Below are 20,566 nucleotides of genomic sequence, written 5' to 3'. Positions count from 1 at the left end.
GCTCAACCAAACCATAGAGGAGGGTCACCCCCCATGCCTATCCAACCCAAATTCACTCCGGTGCTCCTGGCTGCAGCCGTATTATCCGTTTCGCTGCTTGCCGGCTGCGGAGGCGGCACGGCAGGCCAGACGGCTCCTTCGGCCGGTGACGGGAAGCAGGCAGCCTCCGCTCCGGTCACGCTCTCTTTCCTGCACTGGCGGGGCGAGGACGTCAAATCGCTGAACGGCCTCATCGAGAAGTTCCAGCAGGAGAACCCGAACATCCGGGTTGAGATGCAGACCATGCCGTCCGACCAATACCAGTCGGGAGCTCAGGCGAAGCTTACGGACGGCTCCAGCGGTGACGTGTTCGCGTCCTCCCCGGGTGCCCAGTTCGAAGCACTCGCGAAGGCGGGGCTGTTCACCGACTTGACCGGCGAAAGCTTCCTCTCGAACTTCAACGAGTCGCTGATCGGGCCCGGCAAGAAGGACGGCAAGCAGCTCGCTGTTCCTTTCCAGCTCGTCTATAACGATCCGATCTATAACGTCAAGCTTTTTGAAAAATACGGATTGACCCCGCCCAAGGATTGGGAAGGGTTCCTCGCCCTGTGCGCCAAGCTGAAGGAGGCCGGCGTCATCCCGATCGCCTTCGCCGGAGCGGACATCGGTCCGGGGCAGTTCATGAACACGATGGTGATGAACAACCTGCCGAGTGACGATGCCTTCGTACAGGTGGGCGAAGGGAAGGCGAAGCTCACGGACGAGTGGTGGGTGAAGACGCTGAGCCAGTTCAAGGAGCTGAACGACAAAGGCTACTTCCAGCCCAATGCGCTCGGGACGAAGGATGCGGCTGCAGGGGCGCTGTTCATCCAGGAGAAGGCGGCGATGCTCGCGAGCGGCTCCTACCAGCTGGCGCAGAACAAGAAGCAGAACCCGAACCTGGAGCAGAAGCTGCTGGCCCCGATCACCGTAGCGGCCGACAAGGCGAAATACGAGGGCGTGCATACCAGCACCTTCCTGCTTGCGGTGAACAGCAAGTCGAAGCATCCGGCGGAGGCCAAGAAATTCATCGAGTTCCTGAGCCGCAAGGAAACGGCGGGCACGTATGCCAATGAGACCGGCCAGAATGTGACGGTCAAAGAGGTGCAGTACACTTCGAAGGAGCTGCTGGCGGCGGGCGAGTGGTCGAGCAAGAAGACGATCTTCCAGCCGCGCTTCACGATCACGAACGGGGAGATCCAGAAGGCGGTGACCGGATCGATTCAAGCCGTACTCGGCGGCAAGTCTCCGGAGGATGCGGCCAAGGAAGCCCAGGCGATCGTGGACCAGCAGATCAAGAAATAACGATGCGGAGATCACCCGTTCTCTGGTTGTTTCTGCTGCCCGGCACCCTGCTGTACCTCGTGCTGTTCATCTATCCGACCCTGTCGGGCATGTTCTACTCCTTCACGGATTGGGACGGCGTCTCGCCGTCCTACCGGATGGTCGGAGCCGCCAATTACAAGGAAACGCTGGAGAGCATCGTCTTCCGCAAGGCCTTCATCAACAACGTCAAATTCATGCTGGTGGTCGTGCTTTTCCAGACGCTGCTCTCTCTGGGTCTGGCGATGCTGCTCGCCCGCAATTCCCGGATTCACGTGCTGCTGCGCGCGCTGTACTTCTTTCCCACGGTGCTGTCTTCCGTCTCGGTGGGCCTGATCTGGAGCTTCGTATATGATCCGTCGATCGGGCTGCTCAACCTGAGCCTGCAGAAGGCCGGGCTGGAGAGCCTCGCGCTGAGCTGGACGGGGGACGCTGGTCTCGCGCTGTATTCGATCGCCGCCGTGCAGGTGTGGGCGCATGCCGGCCAGATGATGATCGTCTTCATTGCCGGACTTCACTCCATCCCGGCGGAGCTGTATGAGGCGGCCCGGATCGACGGGGGAGGCCGCTGGCAGATCTTCCGCAAGGTCACGTGGCCGCTGCTCGCTCCGTCGGCCACCATCGTGCTCGCCTATACGACCATCCAGTCGTTCAAGGCCTTCGATCTCATCTTTACGATGACGGACGGCGGTCCGAACTATGCGACGGAGATCCTGACGACCTACATTTACCACCAGGCGTTCGGCAGCTACAAATTCGGTTCGGCGGCGGCCGGGTCCATGTTATTCCTTATCCTGCTGTCCGTGCTGACGGCCCTTCAGTTCAGGGCGCTGCGGGCGGACCGCGTTTCGTATTAACCCGAATCTGGTACTAACCCATGGAAGAGGGTGTGAACCCTATGCTGATCAACAGCCTGCGCCGTACCCTGCTTCTCCTGTATGCGGCCGTCATTATCATACCGCTCTATATCGTTCTCGTATCGGCCTTCAAGACGCCGGGGACGTTCTTCGCGAAGCCGTTATCCTGGCCGTCGCCCTTCACAGTGGAAAACTTCACCACCATGTTCCAGAGCCAGCCGATGTGGCGCTACTTTGCGAACAGTGCAGGCGTGACGCTCGGTACGGTGCTCCTGGAGCTGCTGCTCGGCAGCATGATCGCGTATGCGATCGCCCGCCTCGGCGGCAAGCTTGGAAAGGGCCTGTTCCTGCTGTACCTGGCCGGCCTCATCGTGCCTTCGCAGGTCAACATGCTGCCGATCTACGCGCTGGTCCACCGTCTTGGATGGACCGACGAGCATGGGGGACTGATCCTGGTGACAGCGGCCCTTCTGCTGCCCCTGACCGTCTTCCTGCTGACCGGCTTCATGGGCCTGCTCAGCAAAGAAATTCTTGAAGCCGCCAGCATCGACGGGGCGGGGGAATGGACGCTGTATACGCGTTTTGCCCTTCCCTTGTCGGCGCCTTCGCTGGCCGCTGCGGCCGCCTTCCTGTTCGTTATGGTATGGAACGACCTGCTGCTGCCGATGCTCCTGCTGAACGGCAAAAGCAAGCTGACCCTTCCGCTTGCCATGCTGCAGTTCAGAGGAGAGTACGTCACCGATTATCCGATGCTGCTGACCGGTGTTGTGGTCACTTCGCTGCCGATGGCGCTGCTCTTTATTTTTCTGCAGCGGTTCTTTGTCGCCGGCATGACGGCCGGCTCGCTCAAGGGATGAGCAGGCGGCGGCACGATATCATAATCGCGTTCGGCATCGACGAAAGCAGTCAAACAAGCAGGATGATTCCTCCAATAAAGAAACAGCCGCTGAGCCCTGACGGGCCGGCGGCTGTTTGTGGTGCGGCTGAAGAGCGGGGCTCTCGACTGAGCAAAAGAAGGGGAATGTGAGCGCATAGGAAGCTACCGGAGTCCCATCGCCTCATAAGTCCCGAGCAGGGAGAGGCGGGTAAGCTGCAGGGCCATATGATGCGGAGAGTAGACGCGGTTGTCGGCGAACCATTTGGCAATCGTGCCCTGCACGGCGCAGGAGGCATAGTCGAGCAGCAGATCGAGGGGAACCTGGACCTTCTGATCCATGCCGATGCCGGAGAGCCGCCGGTAGAAGATCTCCCTCAGGAGCTTCTGCATCCGGTCCTGGATATTCGCAGGGGTGTCGCACGCAAGCATGGCCCCGTAGAAGAGCTGGTGCTCCGAGAGATGCTCGAAGAGGGCCAGGAACAGCGGATCAGGCTCGTGGAACGTGGGCGGGGACGGCAGCCGGCATCGTTCGCCGGCAAGCAGCTCCTCCAGCCTGCCGAGATGCTCGGTGAGCATCCGCGTGAGCAGATCCTCCTTGTCCGTATAGTGGGCATAGAAGGTCGACCGGTTAATATTCGCCTGCACGCTGATATCCAGGACGCTGATGTCTTCGTAGGGGCGGCGGTGCAGCAGGGAGAGGAAAGCATCGGCAATCATCTGCCTTGTGCGCTGAATCCGCCTGTCGGGTGGCCGTGTAACCGGCATGAGGATCTTCCTCCTTTTTTAACGACGGTATGGAATGAAGTGTTGGAAAAGCAACAGAAAGGCTGCAGTTCTAACCGGCAGTCCCCGGCAATCCAAGCGAATCCCCTGCGGCATCGGACCGCCACTTTTGCCGCTCCTGTGGCTTATGTTCTTCTTCCCCCACAGATTCCCGATCGCTGTTGTTTAAGCGTCAACGGGAGCGAAAATGAGTCTTGCAAATCCTGGGATTACCGATATGATAGTAGATATAACAAAGCAAATCAATCGGAATTTAAGAAATAAAGATTCCGGTTGCCTATTCCGGACAGAAAGGAGGATTCTTCTTGCGGGGCGAACGCTTTCTCGAGTCCTTGAATGACGGACGCACGGTGTGGCTCGGGGGAACGGCCGTCAGCGGCCTGCCGGAGCATCCGGCTTTCAAGGGCACACTGACCACCATTACCAGGCTCTTCAACATGCTGGACGATCCGGCTCTGCAGGACGAGGTGGGGTATCCCGTTGTTCCGGGCGGACGGTATGCCCACAGCTCGTTTCTTGTGCCCTGCACCCAGGAGCAGCTTGCGCAGAGGAGCAGGTCGTTCTCGGTCTGGTCCAAGAGCACGCACGGGATGATGAGCCGCCTGTCGGATTACGCCCGCTCCCTTGTTACCGGCTGGTATGCCGCCCGGGACCAGCTGTCGGGGCTCGACCCCGGGTTCGGGGACAAGATCACCGCCTATTACGAGGCGGCGCGGGATAACGACCTGTTCCTGACAACGGCGATCATCGATCCGCAGATTGACCGCTCCAGCGGCCTGGACGATGAGCGGATCTCCGAGCGTTTCCTGCATGTCGTGCGGGAAACCGGGGAGGGACTGGTGCTCCGCGGGGCCAAGATGATCGCAACCGGAGCGCCTTATACGCATGATTTCATTATCTCGTCCTTCCTGCCCTTCCGCTCCGAAGACCGGAGGCACGCCCATGTGCTTCTTGTGCCGGCGAATTCCCCGGGGCTGCATATCGTGTGCCGGGAGTCCTTCGCCAGCGCCCAGGAGCAGAATCATCCGCTCAGCGCGCAGTATGACGAGATGGATGCGGTTCTCTTCTTCGACGACGTGCTGGTGCCGTGGGAGAGAGTGCTGCTGTACGGCAGTCCGGAGGATGTCCTGAAGCTGCGGGCGAACCGGACGGCGAACGGGCTCGCATTCCACCAGAACGTCGTGCGCTATGTGGCCAAGCTGGAATTCATCACGGGGGTCGCTTTTGCGATGGCGGAATCCATCGGCACGACAGGCTTCCTGCACATTCAGGAGAAGCTCGGGGAACTGCTGACGCAGATCCAGGTGATCCGGGCGCTGGTCATCGCCTCCGAAGCGAAGGCCATGCCGGACGAGTCCGGTGTGCTCGTGCCCGATCTCGGCTTCATCGAGACCGCCCGGAACGTCGGGACGAAGCTGTACCCTAGGGCGGTGGAGATTCTGCAGCAGGTGGGGGGCGGCGGCTTCGTCCAGGCGCCCTCCGGCGTAGAGGACTTCTACGGCCCGATCTCTGGCCTCATGCACCTGTACTACGAGGGGGCCGGCGTGTCGGCGGAGAAGAAGGTGCAGCTGCTGAAGCTCGCCTGGGATCTCATCGGCAGCCCGCTCGGGGCAAGACATGAGCTCTACGAGCGCTTCTATGCCGGCGATCCGGTCCGGGGGCTGGCGAACCAGTATCTTTCTTTTGACAAGAGCACCCTGACGGATCCGGTATGGAAGCTGCTCAAGGAAACGAGCAGGGGCCGGGTGCCGCAGTAACCTATCCGTAATGACCCTTAAGGCCGTATGGAATTTCCTTGTTCCGTTCCTTCCCGCACCATCCCAATTTCAAATTTAAGCCCATGCCGATTAGTTCACTAAAGGCTCCTGCAGATCTTGAAGATCGCCGATGCGGGTGCCTTTTTTTATACCATTCCAGCATTCCAGCATTCTTGATTCTTTCGTATAGCCCAAGGGGTCTCCCTTGTTCTATTCCTATAACCAAGATAGAGGTGATGAGCATGTCATTGAAGTTTGCTTACTGGGTGCCGAATGTCAGCGGAGGCCTTGTCATTTCGAAGATTCCGCAAAAAACGGGCTGGTCGTTCGAGGACAACGCGGCCTATGCGAAGCTGGCGGAGGAGGCGGGGTTCGAGTTCGCACTGCTGCAGACCCGCTTCATCGCAAGCTACGGCGCCGAGAACCAGCTCGAAGCGATCTCCCTCGCGTCCGCTCTGGCGGCCGTAACGACGAAGCTCAAGCTGATCGCAGCCGTCCTGCCCGGCCTCTGGCACCCGGGAACCATTGCGAAGGCGATCACGACAATCGATCAGATCAGCGGAGGCCGGGCGGCCGTCAATATCGTGAGCGGGTGGTTCAAGGGGGAGTTCTACGGCTTCGGCGAGCCCTGGCTGGACCATAACGAGCGCTACCGCCGGTCGGAGGAGTTCATCCGCGTCCTGAAAGAGCTTTGGAACCAGGAGGCGACCACGTTCCGCGGAGACTTCTACCGGATCAACGAGGCTCCCCACAAGCCGAAGCCCCTTGTCCAGCCTCCCGTGTTCCAGGGCGGCAATTCCGCCGCAGCCCGGGCGATGGCCGCCCGCGTCTCCGACTGGTATTTCATGAACGGCAATACCCTGGAGGGCTTCCGGGCGCAGATCGAGGAGGTCAAAGCATTGGCGGCAGTCGAGGGACGCAGCTTGAGCTTCGGCGTCAATGCGTTCGTGATCGTCCGCGATACGGAAGAAGAAGCGCGTCAGGTGCTGAGGGAGATCATCAGCCATGCCGACCCGGAGGCCGTTGAGGGCTTCCGCAGTCAGGTGCAGTTCGCGGGCAAGGCGTCGCCCGAGAGGGAGGGCATGTGGGCGGACTCGAATTTCGAGGATCTCGTGCAGTACAACGACGGCTTCAAGACGGGCCTCATCGGTACGCCGGAGCAGGTCGCGGACCGCATCATCGAGCTGAAGAAGATCGGCGTCGACCTCATTCTCACCGGCTTCCTTCATTACGATGAAGAGATCAAGGCTTTCGGCGACAAGGTGATCCCGCTGGTGCGCGAGAAGGAAGCCCTGCTGAACGCGGTACCCGCGAATTAATCCGATTCACAGCAACTACCATTCCGAAGGAGCGATGAAGATGAGTGTGGAACTGGAAAAAGCGAATGCCGTGCCTGACTATGAAAGCCTGCGTGCCGAAGTGCGCCGCATTGTCGATGAGGTCATCCGGCCGAACGCCGAAACGACCGACCGTGAGGGACGGTTCCCGCGGGAGAACCTGCAGGTGCTGGCGGAGACCGGCTGGAACGGCGTTCTGATCCCGGAGCGCTACGGCGGACGGGGACTTGATCATGTGGCGTTTGCCATCGCCGCAGAGGAGGTGGGCCGGGGATGCCCGTCCACGTCACTGGTCTATGTCATGCACGTAGGCGCGGTGCAGACGATAGCGCTCTACGGCAATGAAGACCAGAAGGAGCGGTGGCTGAGACCGGTCAGTGCCGGTTCGATCGGCACGTATTCCACCAGCGAGAAGGCCTCGGGCGGGCACTGGTGGTTCAACTTCAGCGAAGCCTCGCGGGATGGCGAAGATTATATCCTGAACGCCGAAAAATCGTTCACGACCTCCTCCGGCCAGGCCGACTTCTATGTGTTCCAGACGCGCACACCGGGGGCGCAGACGCCGACGGACGTCAGCTTCTTCATCGTGGACGGCGGCCTGCCCGGGATCAAGCCGGGCGTCTGGGACGCGCTCGGCGTCCGGGGCAACCACAGCGGGCCGATCACCTATGAAGGCGTCCGTGTGGAAGCGCGGGATAAGCTCGGCACCGACGGGCAGGGCCGGGAGATTCTGGAGAGCGGCGTCTCGCCGGTCTACCTGATCGGACTCGGCTCCACGTGGCTCGGCGCCGCACAGGCTGCGCTCGAAGCGGCCGTGGACTACGTCAAGGGCACCATTCACCGCGACTTCAACAAGCGGCTCTCGGATTACCAGATCATCCGCCAGCAGCTTGCCGAAGTGAAGGTGCTGATCGAAAGCCTGAAGCCCTGGCAGGTGTCGCTTGCGAAGCAGCTCGATGAGCTGCAGGCGGCAGGACGCCCGCAGGTGGAGCTGCTGCTGCCGCTCGTCGAGTTCAAGATCCATGCGGCGGAGGTAGCCGCCAAGGCGGCGAAGGCGGCGCTGGATGTCACCGGAGGCTACGGCTACAAGAAGGGCATCTTCGAGCGCCTGTTCCGCGACACGCGCGCGGGTGTCGTTATGGGGCCGTCGAACAACATCGCCCGGGAGTGGATCGGCAAAGCGCTGGTCGGCCTGCCGCTCGAGCTGTGGTATGAGGGCGGAGACTGAGCCGGGGGCTGCGGACATCATACAACAGCGGTTCATCCGCAAGCCGGCAGAACGATCGGGAAGCGGGCGGGAACCGGCCGAAGGACTCGCTGCTCCAAGGAGGATGGGATGCTCATGTCTTTTTACCGGAAGGAGCCGGTCAAATCCAATGGGGGCTGAACAGCCTGCTGCGGAGCCATTCTCCTGGTTAGAAAAAGCCGCCTTAACAGCGGCTTTTTCTGTTATACACCCCTATGCAGGAAGGATGTACCTTTTTTGGTATTGACGGATAGGAGGGTTGGGTGTAATCTAATTAATCATACAGGATTTATCGGTATTAAAGTAAAATGATACCAGGGGGGGATTCTCTTGCCGATCGGGAAGCAGGACTGGCTGAAGGAGGAAGGAGCCGTTTTCCCCGGACGCACGTATGCCGAGGTGGTTCTGGCTCCGGCATTCGACCAAGCGAAGGCGGAGCTGCTGCTCCCCATGATGACGGTGAACAGAGCGCACCTGATTATGCTCCGGGAGCAGGGACTGGTCTCGGATTCGGACGCGGAGCGCATCGCCGCCGCCCTGGAATCCCTGGATCTGGCCGCCCTGCAGCAGAGCGCGTATACCGGACAGTTCGAGGATTTGTTCTTCCAGGTGGAGCACGGGCTGCTCGAGCACGCGGGGGATGCCGCAGGCAATCTGCATCTGGCACGCAGCCGCAACGATATGGGCATCGCCATCTACCGGCTCGTCCTGCGGGAGAAGCTGCTGGAGACCATCGGCTCCGCGCTCCTGCTGCATGAGCGGCTGCTCTCCTTTGCAGGGGAGCATACGGAGACGGTCATGCTCGGCTATACGCACACGCAGCAGGCGCAGCCCACGACGATGGCACACTACATCGCCGCCGTCTCCGACTCGCTCGGGCGTGACCTCCGCCGGCTGAAGGCCGCCTTTGCGAACTGCAACCGCAGCAGCATGGGCGCCGCCGCCCTGACAACCTCCGGCTTTGCCGTCTCGCGCGAGCGGATGGCCGAGCTGCTCGCCTTCGACGGCCTCATTGACAACGCGTATGACGCGGTCAGCGGAGCCGACTATGTCGGCGAGATTGCGGCGGCGGTGCAGCTGGCGGCGATCAATCTGGGCCGCTTCGTGCAGGAGCTGCTCCTGTGGTCGACACAGGAGTTTGCCGTGCTTCACGTGGCTCCGCCGTATGTGCAGATCTCCTCGATCATGCCGCAGAAGCGCAACCCCGTATCGATAGAGCATATGCGTTCGCTTCTCTCGAGCTGCGCAGGAGACGCGCAGACCGTGCTGACGATGATCCACAATACGCCCTTCGGGGATATCGTGGATACGGAGGACGATCTGCAGCCCTACGCCTGGAAGAGCCTGCGCACGCTGGAGTCGGTCTACCGCCTGCTCGGCTGCGTGATCGGGACGCTGGAGATCAACAAGGAAGGGCTGCGTGCCAGGGCGGAGGCGAGCTTCGCCACGGTGACCGAGCTGGCGGATACGCTGGTGCGCACCGAAAGCCTCTCCTTCCGGACCGCGCATACGATCGTCTCCCGGGTGGTGAAGGAGGCGGTGAGCCGGGGCTTGTCCGCTTCCGGGCTGGAGCTTGAGGCGCTGAACCGGGCCGCGGGGGAGATCATCGGCCGGGACCTGGCCTTGGATGAAGAGGAGCTCCGCCGATCGCTGGATCCGTCCTGGTTCGTTGCGATCCGCAGGCTGCACGGCGGCCCGAACCCGGAGGAAGTGCTGCGGGCGCTCCAGCATCAGCGCTTCCGGCAGGAGAGCGACGAAGCTTGGCTGCAGGAGAGGCGGGAGGCCATCCGCACCGCCCGGCAGTACGTGGATACCACGATCGCCCGGTGGGGCGTCCCCCAGAATCAATCTTAACTCCTCATGAACCGGACCGCCGGAGATGAATCGCTCTTCCTTTGGGGAAGAGACCGTTCATCTCCTTTTTCGATATATCAGAAAGCGAGCCGTTTATCTTAGCATCCGGGCTTTCCCCACAAATCCCAGACGGAAGGTGATCCCCAGTGCTCTTCGCGAATCCTGATTTTCGGGTATTTGATCTTCATGCCCATCTGCCCTATCCCGTGCCCTTCATGTCCCGCCATCCGGTCTTCTCCGACGCCAATGCGCTCCGGGGACAGCGGATGCGGCTCACATGGGATTTCCCGCCGCCGCCCTCCCGGAACGAGGTGGAGGAGGACACCCGTCCGGTCATCGACCGGTGGGTGGAAGAGCTCGAGCGCTACGGGCTCGGCGGCATCAACTTCCTTACGGCCTGGAGCAACGACGATCTGGCCGAGCAGATCGGCCGGTACCCCGGCCGGTTCACCGGCTTCGCCCATCACGGGGATCGAGGAACCGGGGGCGGCGGCCGAGCTGAAGAGAGCCGTCGACGAGCTCGGCCTGCGGGGCTACAAGCTGTTCGGCCCCCTGGTGGAGCGGCCGTTCCATGATCCGTCGCTGACGCCCGTCTGGGAGTTCCTCGCGGAGAGGCGGCTGCCGGTGCTCATCCATTTTGGCCTCCTCGGCCATACGGGCGGCATCGCCTCGCACCTCAACATCAACCCGCTGTCGATTTTCAATGTGGCCCGCGAATATCCGGATATCCCGATCATCGTGCCGCATTTTGGCGCCGGGTACTTCCAGGAGCTGCTCCATCTCTGCTGGAGCTGCCCGAATGTGTACATCGACACGTCGGGCTCGAACCAGTGGATGCGCTGGGTGCCGTACGAGCTGAACCTGGATCTCCTGTTCCGCAAATGCTATGAGCTGATCGGCCCCGAGAGGCTGCTGTTCGGCACGGATTCCAGCGCGTTCCCCCGGGGGTTCGTCTACCGGTATCTTCAGGATCAGGTGCGTTCCTGCCGGGAGCTGCGGATGCGTGAAGAGGACATCGAGAACATCTTTGGGGACAACGCCAGAAGGCTCTTGAATATATCAACTACAGAGAAGGGGAGTACGTCATATGCACAAACACAAAGTTCTTCGGTTTAACCGCCGGACGGCAGGCGCTGCGGCACTGAGCATCGCCCTGCTGCTGGCCGGCTGCGGTGGGTCTGAGGGCTCCGCACCTGCAGCTTCCGGTCAGCCCAAGGCGGGGGAGAGTGCAGCCGCCGCCGGGGAGGAGAAGATCACCCTCGAATATTGGCAGTATCAATACCCGGCCAAGGTGGAGCTGATCACGAAGCTGATCGCGGATTTCGAGAAGCTCCATCCGAATATCACCGTCAAGCAGACGAATTTTCCGTATGACCAATACAACGAGAAGGTGGCTACGCTGGTTCCGGCCGGCAAGGGACCGGATATCATCAACCTGTATTACGGCTGGCTGCCCAAATATGTGTCCTCGGGGTATCTGCAGCCCCTGCCGGAGCCGGTTTTCTCGGAGGAGTCGGTCAAGAAGGAGTTCTTCCCGTTCGTCGAGACCGCGAAGTTTAACGGCAAATACTACGCGATTCCTACGGCCGTACGGACGCTCGCCTTATTTTACAACAAGGACCTGTTCAAGAAGGCGGGGCTTGACCCTTCGAAGCCGCCGGCTACCTGGACGGAACTCGTGGAAACCGGCAAGAAGCTGACCGAGAAGGATGCGAAGGGGCAGTTCGTCATCGAGGGGATCGCATGGCAGCCGGGTGCGCAGCTGCACCACTGGTACCGGGATGCGCTGGTATATCAAGCGGGGGGCAAGGATATCAGCGATGACCGGCGCCGGATTCTCTGGGCGGAATCGCCGGCGGGACTTGTTGCGTTCAAGTACCTGATCGATCTGTCGCTCGTACATAAGATCGGCACCAAGGACTTCTATACCGATGACATTACGGCGTTCAAAACAGGCCATGCGGCGATGAATATCGACGGGAGCTTCCAGCTCGGCGGACTCAAAAAGGATGCGCCGAACCTGAACTATGCGATCGCCCCGCTGCCTTCCTACAAGGAGAAGGCTACGCAGGTGTCGTTCTGGGCGAACGGGATCACGAAGAATGTGCAGGGCAAGAAGCTGGAAGCGGCCGCCGAGTTCCTGAAGTTCCTTACAAGCAGGGAAGTGCAGGAGCAGTGGGTCGAGAAGGTCGGCGAGCTGCCGGCCAAGAAGGAAGTGGCCCTGCAGGACAAATACACGAAGGATGAGAAGCTTGGCCCGTTCATCGGGCAGCTGGACTATGCGAATGCGCATTTCTTCGTGGACGAGAAGCTCGAGAAGGATTATTTTACCGAAGCGGTGGATGAGGTGGTGCTAAATGCGGTGCCGTATGAGAAGGCGTACGAAGAGCTCGTGAAGAAAACGCAGAAGCTGTATGACGACTACTGGGCGAAGCAGGACAAGAAATAAGACGGAACCGGCGGAAAGAAAGGATGTGACGTTATGGAACTTGCCGACAAGCTGCAGGCCCGGGGCAGGCAGACACCGCTGAGGAGAGGTCTGAGCGTGAAGGGGCAGCGGTACCTCTTCATCTACAGCTGCCTGCTGCTGCCCCTGCTGTTCTTTGCGAGTGTAAGGATCCTGCCGATTCTGTATTCGTTCCATGTCTCGTTCCGGGAGTGGGACCTGCTCTCGGAGGTGAAGCCCTTCGTCGGGCTCGGCAACTACGCCGCCCTGCTGCAGGACACGATCTTCCTGCAGTCGCTCCGCAATACGCTGATCTACGTGGCCGTCGGCGTGCCCGGCCAGCTGCTCGCGGGGCTCATCGTGGCGCTGCTGCTGCACCGGATAGGCCGTTTCAAGGGCTTGTACCGTACGGTCTACTTTATCCCTTATGTGACGAGCGTCGTGGCGGCCGGCTGGGTGTTCCGCTGGATTCTGATGAAGAACGGCATCGCGAACGGCATCCTGCTGGGACTGGGCCTCGAGCCCCAGCTGTTCCTCGGCTCCCCGTCGCAGGCGATCTATCTTGTCATTGCGGCGATGATCTGGCAGGGCGTCGGCTTCCAGATGCTGATCTTCCTCACGGGGCTCGAGAACATTCCCCGCATGTATTACGATGCCGCTTCGATCGACGGGGCCGGCTCGTGGCGCCGGTTCCTGCATATCACGCTTCCGCTGCTCAACCCCGTGATGGTCTTCTCGGTCGTCATCGGAAGCATCGGCTTCCTTCAGTCGTTCTCCGAGGTGCTGAACATGACGGGGGGCGGGCCGCTGAATTCAACCGTGTCGCTGGTGCTGCACATTTACAATCTAGCCTTCAAGCACTTTAAGATGGGCGAGGCGGCGGCGGCCACCGTCGTGCTGTTTGCGATGATCCTGGCGCTGTCCCTGCTTCAGCTCAAGGTGCTGAACAAGAGGGCCGATGACTAGAGGAGGGAAAAGGGTATGCGCCGTCTGACCGCACTGTCTGCCGCTGCCGCCCCCCGGAGAGCCGCCGCCTCGCGTTCCCTTACCGGCGCTGCGAGCTATGTTCTGCTTACGGCCGGGGTGCTCGCGATGGTGTTCCCGTTCCTGTGGATGGTGGCCACCTCGCTGAAGCCGCCCGGCGAAGTGTTCTCTCTCAGCCTGATTCCGCAGCAGGCTACCTTGGCCAATTACGCCGAATTGTTCAGAGACTCTTCGTTCCCGAAGTGGATCTCGAACAGCTTCATCGTCGCTCTGGTCACCACGGCCAGTGTCATCTTCTTCGACACGATCACTGGGTATGTGCTCGCCAAGTTCTCCTTCTACGGCAAGCAGGTCATCTTCGTCGCGATCCTCAGCACCCTGATGGTACCGACCGAGATGCTCATCATCCCCTGGTACCTGCTGTCGGTGAAGCTGGGCTGGGTCGATACGTTCGCCGGGCTGCTGTTTCCCGGCCTGATCTCGGCCTTCGGCATCTTCCTCATGAAGCAGTTCATGGAGTCCGTACCTTCGGAGTTGCTCGATGCCGCGCGGATCGACGGGATGAGCGAGTGGGGCATCCTGTTCAAGATCGCCGTACCGCTGGTCCGCCCGGCGCTCGCGACCTTGTTCATTCTCTCCTTCCTGGGAAGCTGGAACGCCTTCATCTGGCCGCTGATCATCACCCAGACGGAGGCGAACTTCACCATTCCCGTCGGTACGGCGTTCTTCTCGAGCGAGCTCAAGGACAACAGCGGCTGGGTCATGATCATGACCGGGGCGGCGGTGTCGGTGCTTCCGCTGATTCTTCTGTTTTTCCTGTTCCAAAAGCAGATCATCCGCGGCATCTCGCTGACCGGACTGAAGTGAGCCGGCAGGAGGTGCGCAGCGGAGAAGGCCCGTGCCCTGCTGGGAGCGGGTTTTCTTTACATTATCAAAGTTCCGAAATTTCGGAGCTCGAATCTGCTGGCGCGCAAGCTGTCTATAAAAATAGAGGAAGTGCGGTGCGTTATTTCCACTTTTGGAAGGTACCCGCCAGAAACAAGGGAACTCAGATGCGCTATGGTCGGGATGGGCGCAGTTTCCGGGCCGTTTTCCCCTTATAAGGCATCTGAGTTCCGCTACTCTTCGGGAAATGCCGGGAAAACCCTCAATAAGATACCTGAGTTCCGCTATTCTAAAGCGATCGCTCGAAGCCGCCGAAACGATCGGCGGAGTCGGAACCGCAGACCTTCCGGCTCGAGCTGCAGGTCGCGGGTCACGGCCGCCGGAGGAGTAACGCAGACCTTCCGGCTCGAGCTGCAGATCGCGGATCGCAGCCGCCGGAGGAGTAACGCAGACCTTCCGGCTCGAGCTGCAGGTCGCGGGCCACGGCCACCTGAGGCCCATAGCGGATCAGCGCCACCCGCTGTCGCTGCAGCTGAAACCATCCGTCCGGCAGGCGTACTCCCCGCACCGCTGTCCCCATATGGACAGCGGCGAGATGGGGATCCTGCCAGATCAAGTTGAAGAACAGGCGGCCCGCCGTCTCCCAGGGGTACCGGTGGAGCAGAGAGTAGTCATTAGAAAGGGAATGGGTCGGAGTTTGAAAGTTAACGGGCGGCCGCTTTTAGAGTCGTTTCCTTATCATGGAAAAATATGGGAAACGACTTCAACAGCAGTTAAAACCCCATACCCATTCTTCCCCGCGCACCAACGTATGGACTCGCACACAGAGATCTTAAAGGACGTCGACGTCGCCAACAGGTTTTTCTTTTCTTTTTTGGATAGAAATTCCTCGTTCTTCGATTGATAAATTCAATTAGACAAGGTTGGAGGACGATGGTACATTCAGGTACATAAACACACTTTAACGATAGGAATAATGAAGTTAATCTGCTGTCGACTTGAAGGGGGATCCTGTACGTGAACTGCATAACCCGCAAAGGCTCGCTGCTCAGCTCCATGACCGTCATTCTGCTTGCCCTCACCGCCTGCGCCTCACCGGACGGAACACCGGCCCCAGCGGCTCCGGCCGAGAAGAGTACCGCCGCCCCGGCGCCGGCCAGGGAGAAAACCGTCTACGTGGGCATCGTGAATGCTCCTGTAACCCTGAACCAGATCAATGACGCCGGCGATTCGGCCTCGGACAACGTGCTGGCGCTGATCAACGATTCGCTGCTTGACCTGAACGAGAAGTTCGAATTCCAGCCGAAGCTGGCCGAGTCGGTGGAGACGAAAGACAACCAGACCTTCACCGTCAAGATCAACAAGTCGGCCAAGTGGAATGACGGACAGCCGTTCACGACCGCCGACGTCGCCTTTACGCTGAAGACGGCGCTGCACCCGAAGGTGGATACCAACTTCAAACTCAACTTCATCGAAGGCTTGAATGCCGCCGGCAAGCTTGATGACGGGAAGACGGAGATCAGCGGCCTGAAGATCGTCGACGACAAGACCTTCGAGGTGCGGACCAAGACCCCGGTCGACCCGTTGATTTTCAAGGAGCGCTTCGGCACCAAAGTCTTCTTCCTTCCCCAGCATATCCTCAAGGACGTCGCTCCCGAGCAGGTGGCAGCCCACCCGTACTTCCAGAAGCCCGAGGTGACCATCGGAGCCTTCAAGATCGCGGCCTTCCAGAAAGGCCAGCATGCGGAAGTCGTCAAGAACCCGAACTACTACCGCGAGCCGGCCAAGCTCGACAAAATCTTCATTAAAGTCCTTCCGGCGGCCAACCTGGTGGCCCAGCTGCAGACCGGGGAGATTCACATGAACTCCGTACCTGTCGGCCTCATTCCCATCACCGAGTATGAGAAGGTCAAGGCGCTGCCGCATATCGAGCTGACATCCGGCAACCCCTCGGTGCCTCCCGAGCTGTTCTTCAATGTGCAGAAGGTTCCCGACGTGAAGGTCCGCCAGGCGGTCGCCTATGCGCTGAACCGGCAGCTCATCGTGGACCAGCTGCTGAAGGGCCAGGGGGAAGTGATCGACGGCGGGATCCCAAGCTACCACCCGTACTATAACAAGGATATCACGAAGTATGCGTATAACCCGGAGAAAGCGAAGGCGCTGCTCAAGGAGACGAACTGGGACGGGAGCAGGCCGCTGACCTTCCTGATCCCGGTCGGCAACAAGATCCGCGAGCAGGCCGCTGATATCCTCGTGCAGAACCTGGAGGCCGTCGGCATCAAGGTTCAGGTGCAGAAGTTCGACTTCGCGACGCTCATCGCCAAGGTCGGCAAGGGCGAGTTCGATCTGACGATCTTCACCCGCGACTTCTACATCGAGCCGAGTTCCTACTTCACGATGTTCAAGAGCGACAACGCCAACAATGACTTGAAATACAGCAATCCGAAGGTCGACGAGCTGATCAACCGCGGGGAGAGCGAGTCGGACCCGGCGAAGCGGCGTGCGATCTACAACGAGCTTCAGGCCATTCTTCATGAGGATGTTCCCTCCCTGGCCGTCTACTCGGAGAAGCGTCTGCTCGCCGTGTCCAAGCAGGTGATCGAAGGCAGACCGCGGGATATCGGTATGTTTAACAATGTAAGCCAGTGGGACTTGAAGCCATAAGCCGCTGGGGAGAGAGACGCCCGTTGGTTACGAACAGACTGCTGAAACAAGGAGGACGTCATATGGGAAAAAAGCAGCTGGTGGAGTGGATCTTGGAACACCAGTCCGGCTATGAAGAGCTGGCCCGGGAGATCTGGGAACGCCCGGAAACCGCCTATGAGGAGAGCTTCGCCTCCGGGCTGCTGGGCTCGGTGCTGGAGCGGGAGGGGTTCCGGGTGCGGCGGGAGATCGGCGGGATCCCCACCGCCTTCGTGGCGGAGTATGGCACGGGCGGCCCGATCCTCGGCATCCTCGGCGAGTACGACGCGCTGCCGGGTTTGTCGCAGAAGGTGTCCGCTGTGAGAGAGCCCGTATCGCCGGACGGTCCCGGCCATGGCTGCGGCCATCATCTGCTCGGCACGGCCGGTGTGGAAGCCGCCGTTGCCCTGAAGCATCGTCTGGACGCGGAGGGGCTCGCCGGGACGATCCGTTATTACGGCTGCCCGGCGGAAGAAGTGCTGTCCGGCAAAAACGTTCATGGCGCGCGAGGGCGTCTTCGACGACCTGGCTGCGGCCTTGACCTGGCATCCCGGCAGCCAGAATACGCCATGGAGCACCCCTACCTCGGCGCTGACCTCCGTCGAGCTTCACTTCCGCGGACGGACAGCCCATGCGGGAGGGGCTCCCCATCTGGGTCGGAGCGCCCTGGATGCCGTGGAGCTGACGAACATCGGCGCGAATTACTTGCGGGAACATGTGCCTGACGGGTCACGGATTCATTATACGATTACGAACGGGGGAGTCGCTCCGAACATTGTGCCCGATGCTGCGAGCGTCTGGTACTATCTCCGGGGCGCCGACCGGGACGCGGCCGATGCGCTGCTGGCGAGACTGCTTAAGATCGCCCGGGGAGCAGCCCTGATGACGGAGACGGAGGTCTCGTGGGACATCAAGGGAGGCGCCTACAGCCTGAATGTGAACCATACGCTTAATGCGCTCCTGACAGGGCAGCAGCACGAAGCACAGCCTCCCGTGTTCTCGCAAGAGGAGCAGGAGTTTGCCGCATCGCTCGCCGCCACCCTGGAGACCTCCCAGCGGGAGGCGGCGCTGGACAAAGCCCGAAAGCTCGGGCTGGAGCCGGGGGAGCTGCTGCCCGCAGCCTTCAGTGAACAGACGCCTGCGGGCGGGGCGGCCTCGGGAGGATCAACCGATCTTGGCGACGTCTCGTGGATCACCCCGGTCGGACAGATCATCACCACCTGCGCCCCTGTCGGCATCCAGGTGCATACATGGCAGGCCACGGCCGCATTCGGCTCCTCCATCGGACTGAAGGGGATGCATTACGCCGCCAGGCTGATCGCTCTCGCTGCCTATGAGCTGCTGACGGACGTCGGAGGGGTGCTGGCGCAGGCGCGGGAAGAGTTTCGGGAGTCCACCCGGGGGCGCCGGTACGCTCCCGCGATCCCGGCGGAAGTCCGGGCACCGGTGCCTGTGTACGCGGGGAGGAGGGAGAGCGGATGAAGAGCATCCTGGAAATCGAGCGGCTGCGGACCGTCTTTGGCAGCGGTCGGGAGACCGTCACCGTGGTGGATGAGGTCACCCTCGATATCAAGGAAGGCGAAACCTTGGCCCTTGTCGGGGAGTCCGGCAGCGGCAAGAGCGTGACGGCCTTATCCGTCATGCGGCTGCTGGGCGGCATCGGACGGACGAGCCAGGGGCAGATCCGGTTCGGAGGGAGGGATCTTCTGAGGCTGCCGGAGGCGGAGATGCGCAGCATCCGGGGCGGGGAGATCGCCATGATCTTCCAGGAGCCGATGAGCGCCTTGAATCCCGTCCTGACGATCGGGGATCAGCTCAAGGAGATGATCCGGCGTCATACCAAGCGTTCCGGCAGGGAAGCCGGGGCTTACGCCGTCCGGATGCTGGAGAAGGTGGGCCTTCCCCGGGCAGCAGAAGTCATGAAGACCTATCCCCATAGGCTGTCGGGAGGCATGCGGCAGCGCATCATGATTGCGATGGCGCTCTCCTGCAGCCCGAAGCTGCTGATCGCCGACGAGCCGACGACGGCGCTCGATGTGACGATCCAGGCGCAGATTCTGGGGCTGATGAAGGAGCTGCGGGACGAAACGGGCACGGCGATTCTGCTCATCACGCACGATCTGGGCGTCGTGGCGGAGATGGCGGATAAGGTCGCCGTCATGTACGCGGGGCAAATCGTCGAGCAGGCGGATGTGTTCACCATGTTCCATCAGCCGGCCCATCCTTATACGCAGGGGCTGCTGAACTCCATCGTCCGGCTGGACGCCGGAGAGGGACGGCTGGAGGCCATCCCCGGGATGGTGCCGTCTCCCCGGCAGATGCCGAAGGGCTGCCGTTTTCATTCCCGCTGCGCCTTCGCGGAGGAACGCTGCCGCCGGGAGCCCCCCCTCTTGAAGCAAGCGGAAGCCGGCCGATCCGTCCGGTGCTGGCTGGCCGGCGGGCAGGCGGCATCCGCTGTTCCCGGGCTGCTGGAGGTGGGCCTATGAGTACGCCCGCTGCCAGGAGCAGGGCACGGACGGAGCAGCAGACCGGCGCTCCCCTGCTGCAGGTGGAGGGGCTGAAGACCTATTACCCGATCCGCCGGGGCGTATTCTCCCGGACGGCAGGGCAGATCAAAGCCGTGGACGATGTCAGCCTGCAGATCAGGGAAGGGGAGACGCTCGGGCTTGTCGGCGAATCCGGCTGCGGCAAGTCAACGCTCGGCCGTTCCATTGTCCGGCTGGAGAATCCGGCTGCGGGATCCATCCGGTTCGAGGGAGAGGACATCACGTTCCTCTCCCGGCGCGAGCTGGTGCGGGTCCGCACCCGGCTGCAGATGATCTTCCAGGATCCGTACTCCTCGCTGAATCCACGCAAGGAGATCGGTGCCACCCTGGCGGAGCCGCTGCTTGCCCACGGCCTCGCAGACCGGCGTCAGGTTCAGGGCCGGGTCGAACGGCTGCTCGATCTGGTGGGCCTGCCGAAGTCCCATCAGCACCGCTATCCCCACGAGTTCTCCGGCGGCCAAAGGCAGCGGATCGGGATCGCCCGGGCGCTTGCCCTGGAGCCGAAGCTCATCGTCTGCGACGAGCCGGTCTCGGCCCTCGACGTCTCCATCCAGGCGCAGATTCTGAACCTGCTCGGGGATCTGCAGAAGGAGCTCGGGCTGACCTATCTGTTCATCGCCCACGGCATCGGAGCCGTCAAGTATATCAGCCGGCGCATCGCTGTGATGTATCTGGGCAGAATCGTGGAGATCGGAGAGGAGCAGACGCTGTTCCGGCGTCCGAAGCATCCGTACACACAGATTCTGCTGCAGGCTTATCCGCCGCCTGATCCGCTGCTGCGCACCAGGAATCGGATCGTCATTCAGGGGGATGTGCCGAATCCGGCGGATCCGCCGGCAGGGTGCCGCTTTCACACCCGCTGCCCCTACGTGCAGGAGCGCTGCAGGCACGAAGAGCCGCCGCTCGCCGAAGCGGGCGTGGGACACGCAGCCGCCTGCCATTACCCCCTGCAGTAAGCGAGAGGAGGATAC

Annotated in this window: 17 protein-coding genes and 1 pseudogene; 16 read left to right on the top strand and 2 right to left on the bottom strand. The window is 61.2% G+C overall.

Going from position 1 to position 20,566, the window contains the following annotated elements; genetic code table 11:
* Window positions 1–33 precede the first annotated feature (33 nt).
* From PM3016_RS21505 to PM3016_RS21495, 3 genes are read left to right on the top strand one after another with little or no spacing between them, the layout of a single operon-like run.
* Window positions 34–1,323: an ABC transporter substrate-binding protein gene (locus PM3016_RS21505; RefSeq protein WP_014370911.1), complete on the top strand. Its 1,290-nt coding sequence runs from the start codon at window positions 34–36 to the stop codon at window positions 1,321–1,323.
* 2 nt (window positions 1,324–1,325) lie between these two features.
* Window positions 1,326–2,198: a carbohydrate ABC transporter permease gene (locus tag PM3016_RS21500; RefSeq protein ID WP_014370910.1), complete on the top strand. Its 873-nt coding sequence runs from the start codon at window positions 1,326–1,328 to the stop codon at window positions 2,196–2,198.
* A gap of 41 nt (window positions 2,199–2,239) precedes the next feature.
* Window positions 2,240–3,055 (top strand): carbohydrate ABC transporter permease, encoded by an 816-nt coding sequence (locus tag PM3016_RS21495; RefSeq protein WP_013918635.1) that lies wholly within the window; start codon window positions 2,240–2,242, stop codon window positions 3,053–3,055.
* A 182-nt stretch (window positions 3,056–3,237) separates the two neighbouring features.
* On the opposite strand, the gene PM3016_RS21490 is transcribed toward PM3016_RS21495, so the two are convergent.
* Window positions 3,238–3,840 (bottom strand): TetR/AcrR family transcriptional regulator, encoded by a 603-nt coding sequence (locus PM3016_RS21490; RefSeq protein WP_013918634.1) that lies wholly within the window; start codon window positions 3,838–3,840, stop codon window positions 3,238–3,240.
* A 323-nt stretch (window positions 3,841–4,163) separates the two neighbouring features.
* On the opposite strand from PM3016_RS21490, the gene PM3016_RS21485 reads away from it, so the two are divergent.
* The 8 genes and pseudogenes from PM3016_RS21485 to PM3016_RS21450 all read left to right on the top strand — a co-directional run bounded on the left by PM3016_RS21485 (window position 4,164) and on the right by PM3016_RS21450 (window position 14,349).
* Complete coding sequence (locus PM3016_RS21485) at window positions 4,164–5,615, top strand: 4-hydroxyphenylacetate 3-hydroxylase family protein (protein ID WP_013918633.1); 1,452 nt, start codon at window positions 4,164–4,166, stop codon at window positions 5,613–5,615.
* Window positions 5,616–5,857: 242 nt separating this feature from the next.
* Window positions 5,858–6,934, top strand: a complete 1,077-nt coding sequence (sfnG, locus tag PM3016_RS21480; RefSeq protein ID WP_014370909.1) for a dimethylsulfone monooxygenase SfnG — start codon at window positions 5,858–5,860, stop codon at window positions 6,932–6,934.
* 40 nt (window positions 6,935–6,974) lie between these two features.
* Complete coding sequence (locus PM3016_RS21475) at window positions 6,975–8,180, top strand: acyl-CoA dehydrogenase family protein (protein ID WP_014370908.1); 1,206 nt, start codon at window positions 6,975–6,977, stop codon at window positions 8,178–8,180.
* A 348-nt stretch (window positions 8,181–8,528) separates the two neighbouring features.
* Window positions 8,529–10,052, top strand: a complete 1,524-nt coding sequence (gene argH, locus PM3016_RS21470; protein ID WP_014370907.1) for an argininosuccinate lyase — start codon at window positions 8,529–8,531, stop codon at window positions 10,050–10,052.
* A 146-nt stretch (window positions 10,053–10,198) separates the two neighbouring features.
* Window positions 10,199–11,168, top strand: a pseudogene (locus tag PM3016_RS21465) (amidohydrolase family protein).
* Window positions 11,140–12,501, top strand: coding sequence for an extracellular solute-binding protein (locus PM3016_RS21460; RefSeq protein WP_014370905.1), 1,362 nt, complete (start codon window positions 11,140–11,142; stop codon window positions 12,499–12,501). The pseudogene PM3016_RS21465 and the gene PM3016_RS21460 overlap by 29 nt, the downstream one beginning before the upstream one ends.
* A gap of 33 nt (window positions 12,502–12,534) precedes the next feature.
* Window positions 12,535–13,464, top strand: a complete 930-nt coding sequence (locus PM3016_RS21455; protein WP_014370904.1) for a carbohydrate ABC transporter permease — start codon at window positions 12,535–12,537, stop codon at window positions 13,462–13,464.
* A gap of 15 nt (window positions 13,465–13,479) precedes the next feature.
* A complete protein-coding gene (locus PM3016_RS21450; RefSeq protein WP_013918626.1) occupies window positions 13,480–14,349 on the top strand; it encodes a carbohydrate ABC transporter permease in 870 nt (289 codons plus the stop codon).
* Window positions 14,350–14,737: 388 nt separating this feature from the next.
* Here PM3016_RS21450 and PM3016_RS36795 read toward each other — a convergent pair whose 3' ends face one another.
* Window positions 14,738–14,935, bottom strand: a complete 198-nt coding sequence (locus tag PM3016_RS36795) for a hypothetical protein (RefSeq protein ID WP_164923393.1) — start codon at window positions 14,933–14,935, stop codon at window positions 14,738–14,740.
* Between the two features lie 449 nt (window positions 14,936–15,384).
* On the opposite strand from PM3016_RS36795, the gene PM3016_RS21440 reads away from it, so the two are divergent.
* Genes PM3016_RS21440 through PM3016_RS21425 form a run of 5 tightly spaced genes read left to right on the top strand, consistent with a single transcriptional unit; the run spans window position 15,385 to window position 20,551 of the window.
* Complete coding sequence (locus PM3016_RS21440; protein ID WP_014370903.1) at window positions 15,385–17,031, top strand: ABC transporter substrate-binding protein; 1,647 nt, start codon at window positions 15,385–15,387, stop codon at window positions 17,029–17,031.
* Between the two features lie 23 nt (window positions 17,032–17,054).
* On the top strand, window positions 17,055–17,774 hold the full coding sequence (locus tag PM3016_RS40015; protein ID WP_238540276.1) for a zinc-binding metallopeptidase family protein: 720 nt from the start codon (window positions 17,055–17,057) through the stop codon (window positions 17,772–17,774).
* On the top strand, window positions 17,701–18,531 hold the full coding sequence (locus tag PM3016_RS40010; RefSeq protein WP_238540629.1) for a zinc-binding metallopeptidase family protein: 831 nt from the start codon (window positions 17,701–17,703) through the stop codon (window positions 18,529–18,531). Before PM3016_RS40015 ends, PM3016_RS40010 begins: the two co-directional genes overlap by 74 nt.
* A complete protein-coding gene (locus PM3016_RS21430) occupies window positions 18,528–19,535 on the top strand; it encodes an ABC transporter ATP-binding protein (RefSeq protein WP_014370902.1) in 1,008 nt (335 codons plus the stop codon). Before PM3016_RS40010 ends, PM3016_RS21430 begins: the two co-directional genes overlap by 4 nt.
* On the top strand, window positions 19,532–20,551 hold the full coding sequence (locus tag PM3016_RS21425; protein WP_014370901.1) for an ABC transporter ATP-binding protein: 1,020 nt from the start codon (window positions 19,532–19,534) through the stop codon (window positions 20,549–20,551). Before PM3016_RS21430 ends, PM3016_RS21425 begins: the two co-directional genes overlap by 4 nt.
* Window positions 20,552–20,566: the final 15 nt, after the last annotated feature.

This window comes from Paenibacillus mucilaginosus 3016 (assembly GCF_000250655.1).
Lineage (GTDB): Bacteria > Bacillota > Bacilli > Paenibacillales > NBRC-103111 > Paenibacillus_G > Paenibacillus_G mucilaginosus.
Note: the sequence above shows the minus strand (reverse complement) of the source record. Positions and strands in the feature narration are given on the sequence as shown.

Excerpts from the sequence above, each read along its gene's own strand:
- PM3016_RS21505 (WP_014370911.1), top strand. The coding sequence starts at position 34 with ATGCCTATCCAACCCAAATTCACTCCGGTGCTCCTGGCTGCAGCCGTA.
- PM3016_RS21500 (WP_014370910.1), top strand. The coding sequence starts at position 1,326 with ATGCGGAGATCACCCGTTCTCTGGTTGTTTCTGCTGCCCGGCACCCTG.
- PM3016_RS21495 (WP_013918635.1), top strand. The coding sequence starts at position 2,240 with ATGCTGATCAACAGCCTGCGCCGTACCCTGCTTCTCCTGTATGCGGCC.
- PM3016_RS21490 (WP_013918634.1), bottom strand. The coding sequence starts at position 3,840 with ATGCCGGTTACACGGCCACCCGACAGGCGGATTCAGCGCACAAGGCAG.
- sfnG (WP_014370909.1), top strand. The coding sequence starts at position 5,858 with ATGTCATTGAAGTTTGCTTACTGGGTGCCGAATGTCAGCGGAGGCCTT.
- PM3016_RS21475 (WP_014370908.1), top strand. The coding sequence starts at position 6,975 with ATGAGTGTGGAACTGGAAAAAGCGAATGCCGTGCCTGACTATGAAAGC.
- PM3016_RS21460 (WP_014370905.1), top strand. The coding sequence starts at position 11,140 with ATGCACAAACACAAAGTTCTTCGGTTTAACCGCCGGACGGCAGGCGCT.
- PM3016_RS21455 (WP_014370904.1), top strand. The coding sequence starts at position 12,535 with ATGGAACTTGCCGACAAGCTGCAGGCCCGGGGCAGGCAGACACCGCTG.
- PM3016_RS21450 (WP_013918626.1), top strand. The coding sequence starts at position 13,480 with ATGCGCCGTCTGACCGCACTGTCTGCCGCTGCCGCCCCCCGGAGAGCC.
- PM3016_RS21430 (WP_014370902.1), top strand. The coding sequence starts at position 18,528 with ATGAAGAGCATCCTGGAAATCGAGCGGCTGCGGACCGTCTTTGGCAGC.
- PM3016_RS21425 (WP_014370901.1), top strand. The coding sequence starts at position 19,532 with ATGAGTACGCCCGCTGCCAGGAGCAGGGCACGGACGGAGCAGCAGACC.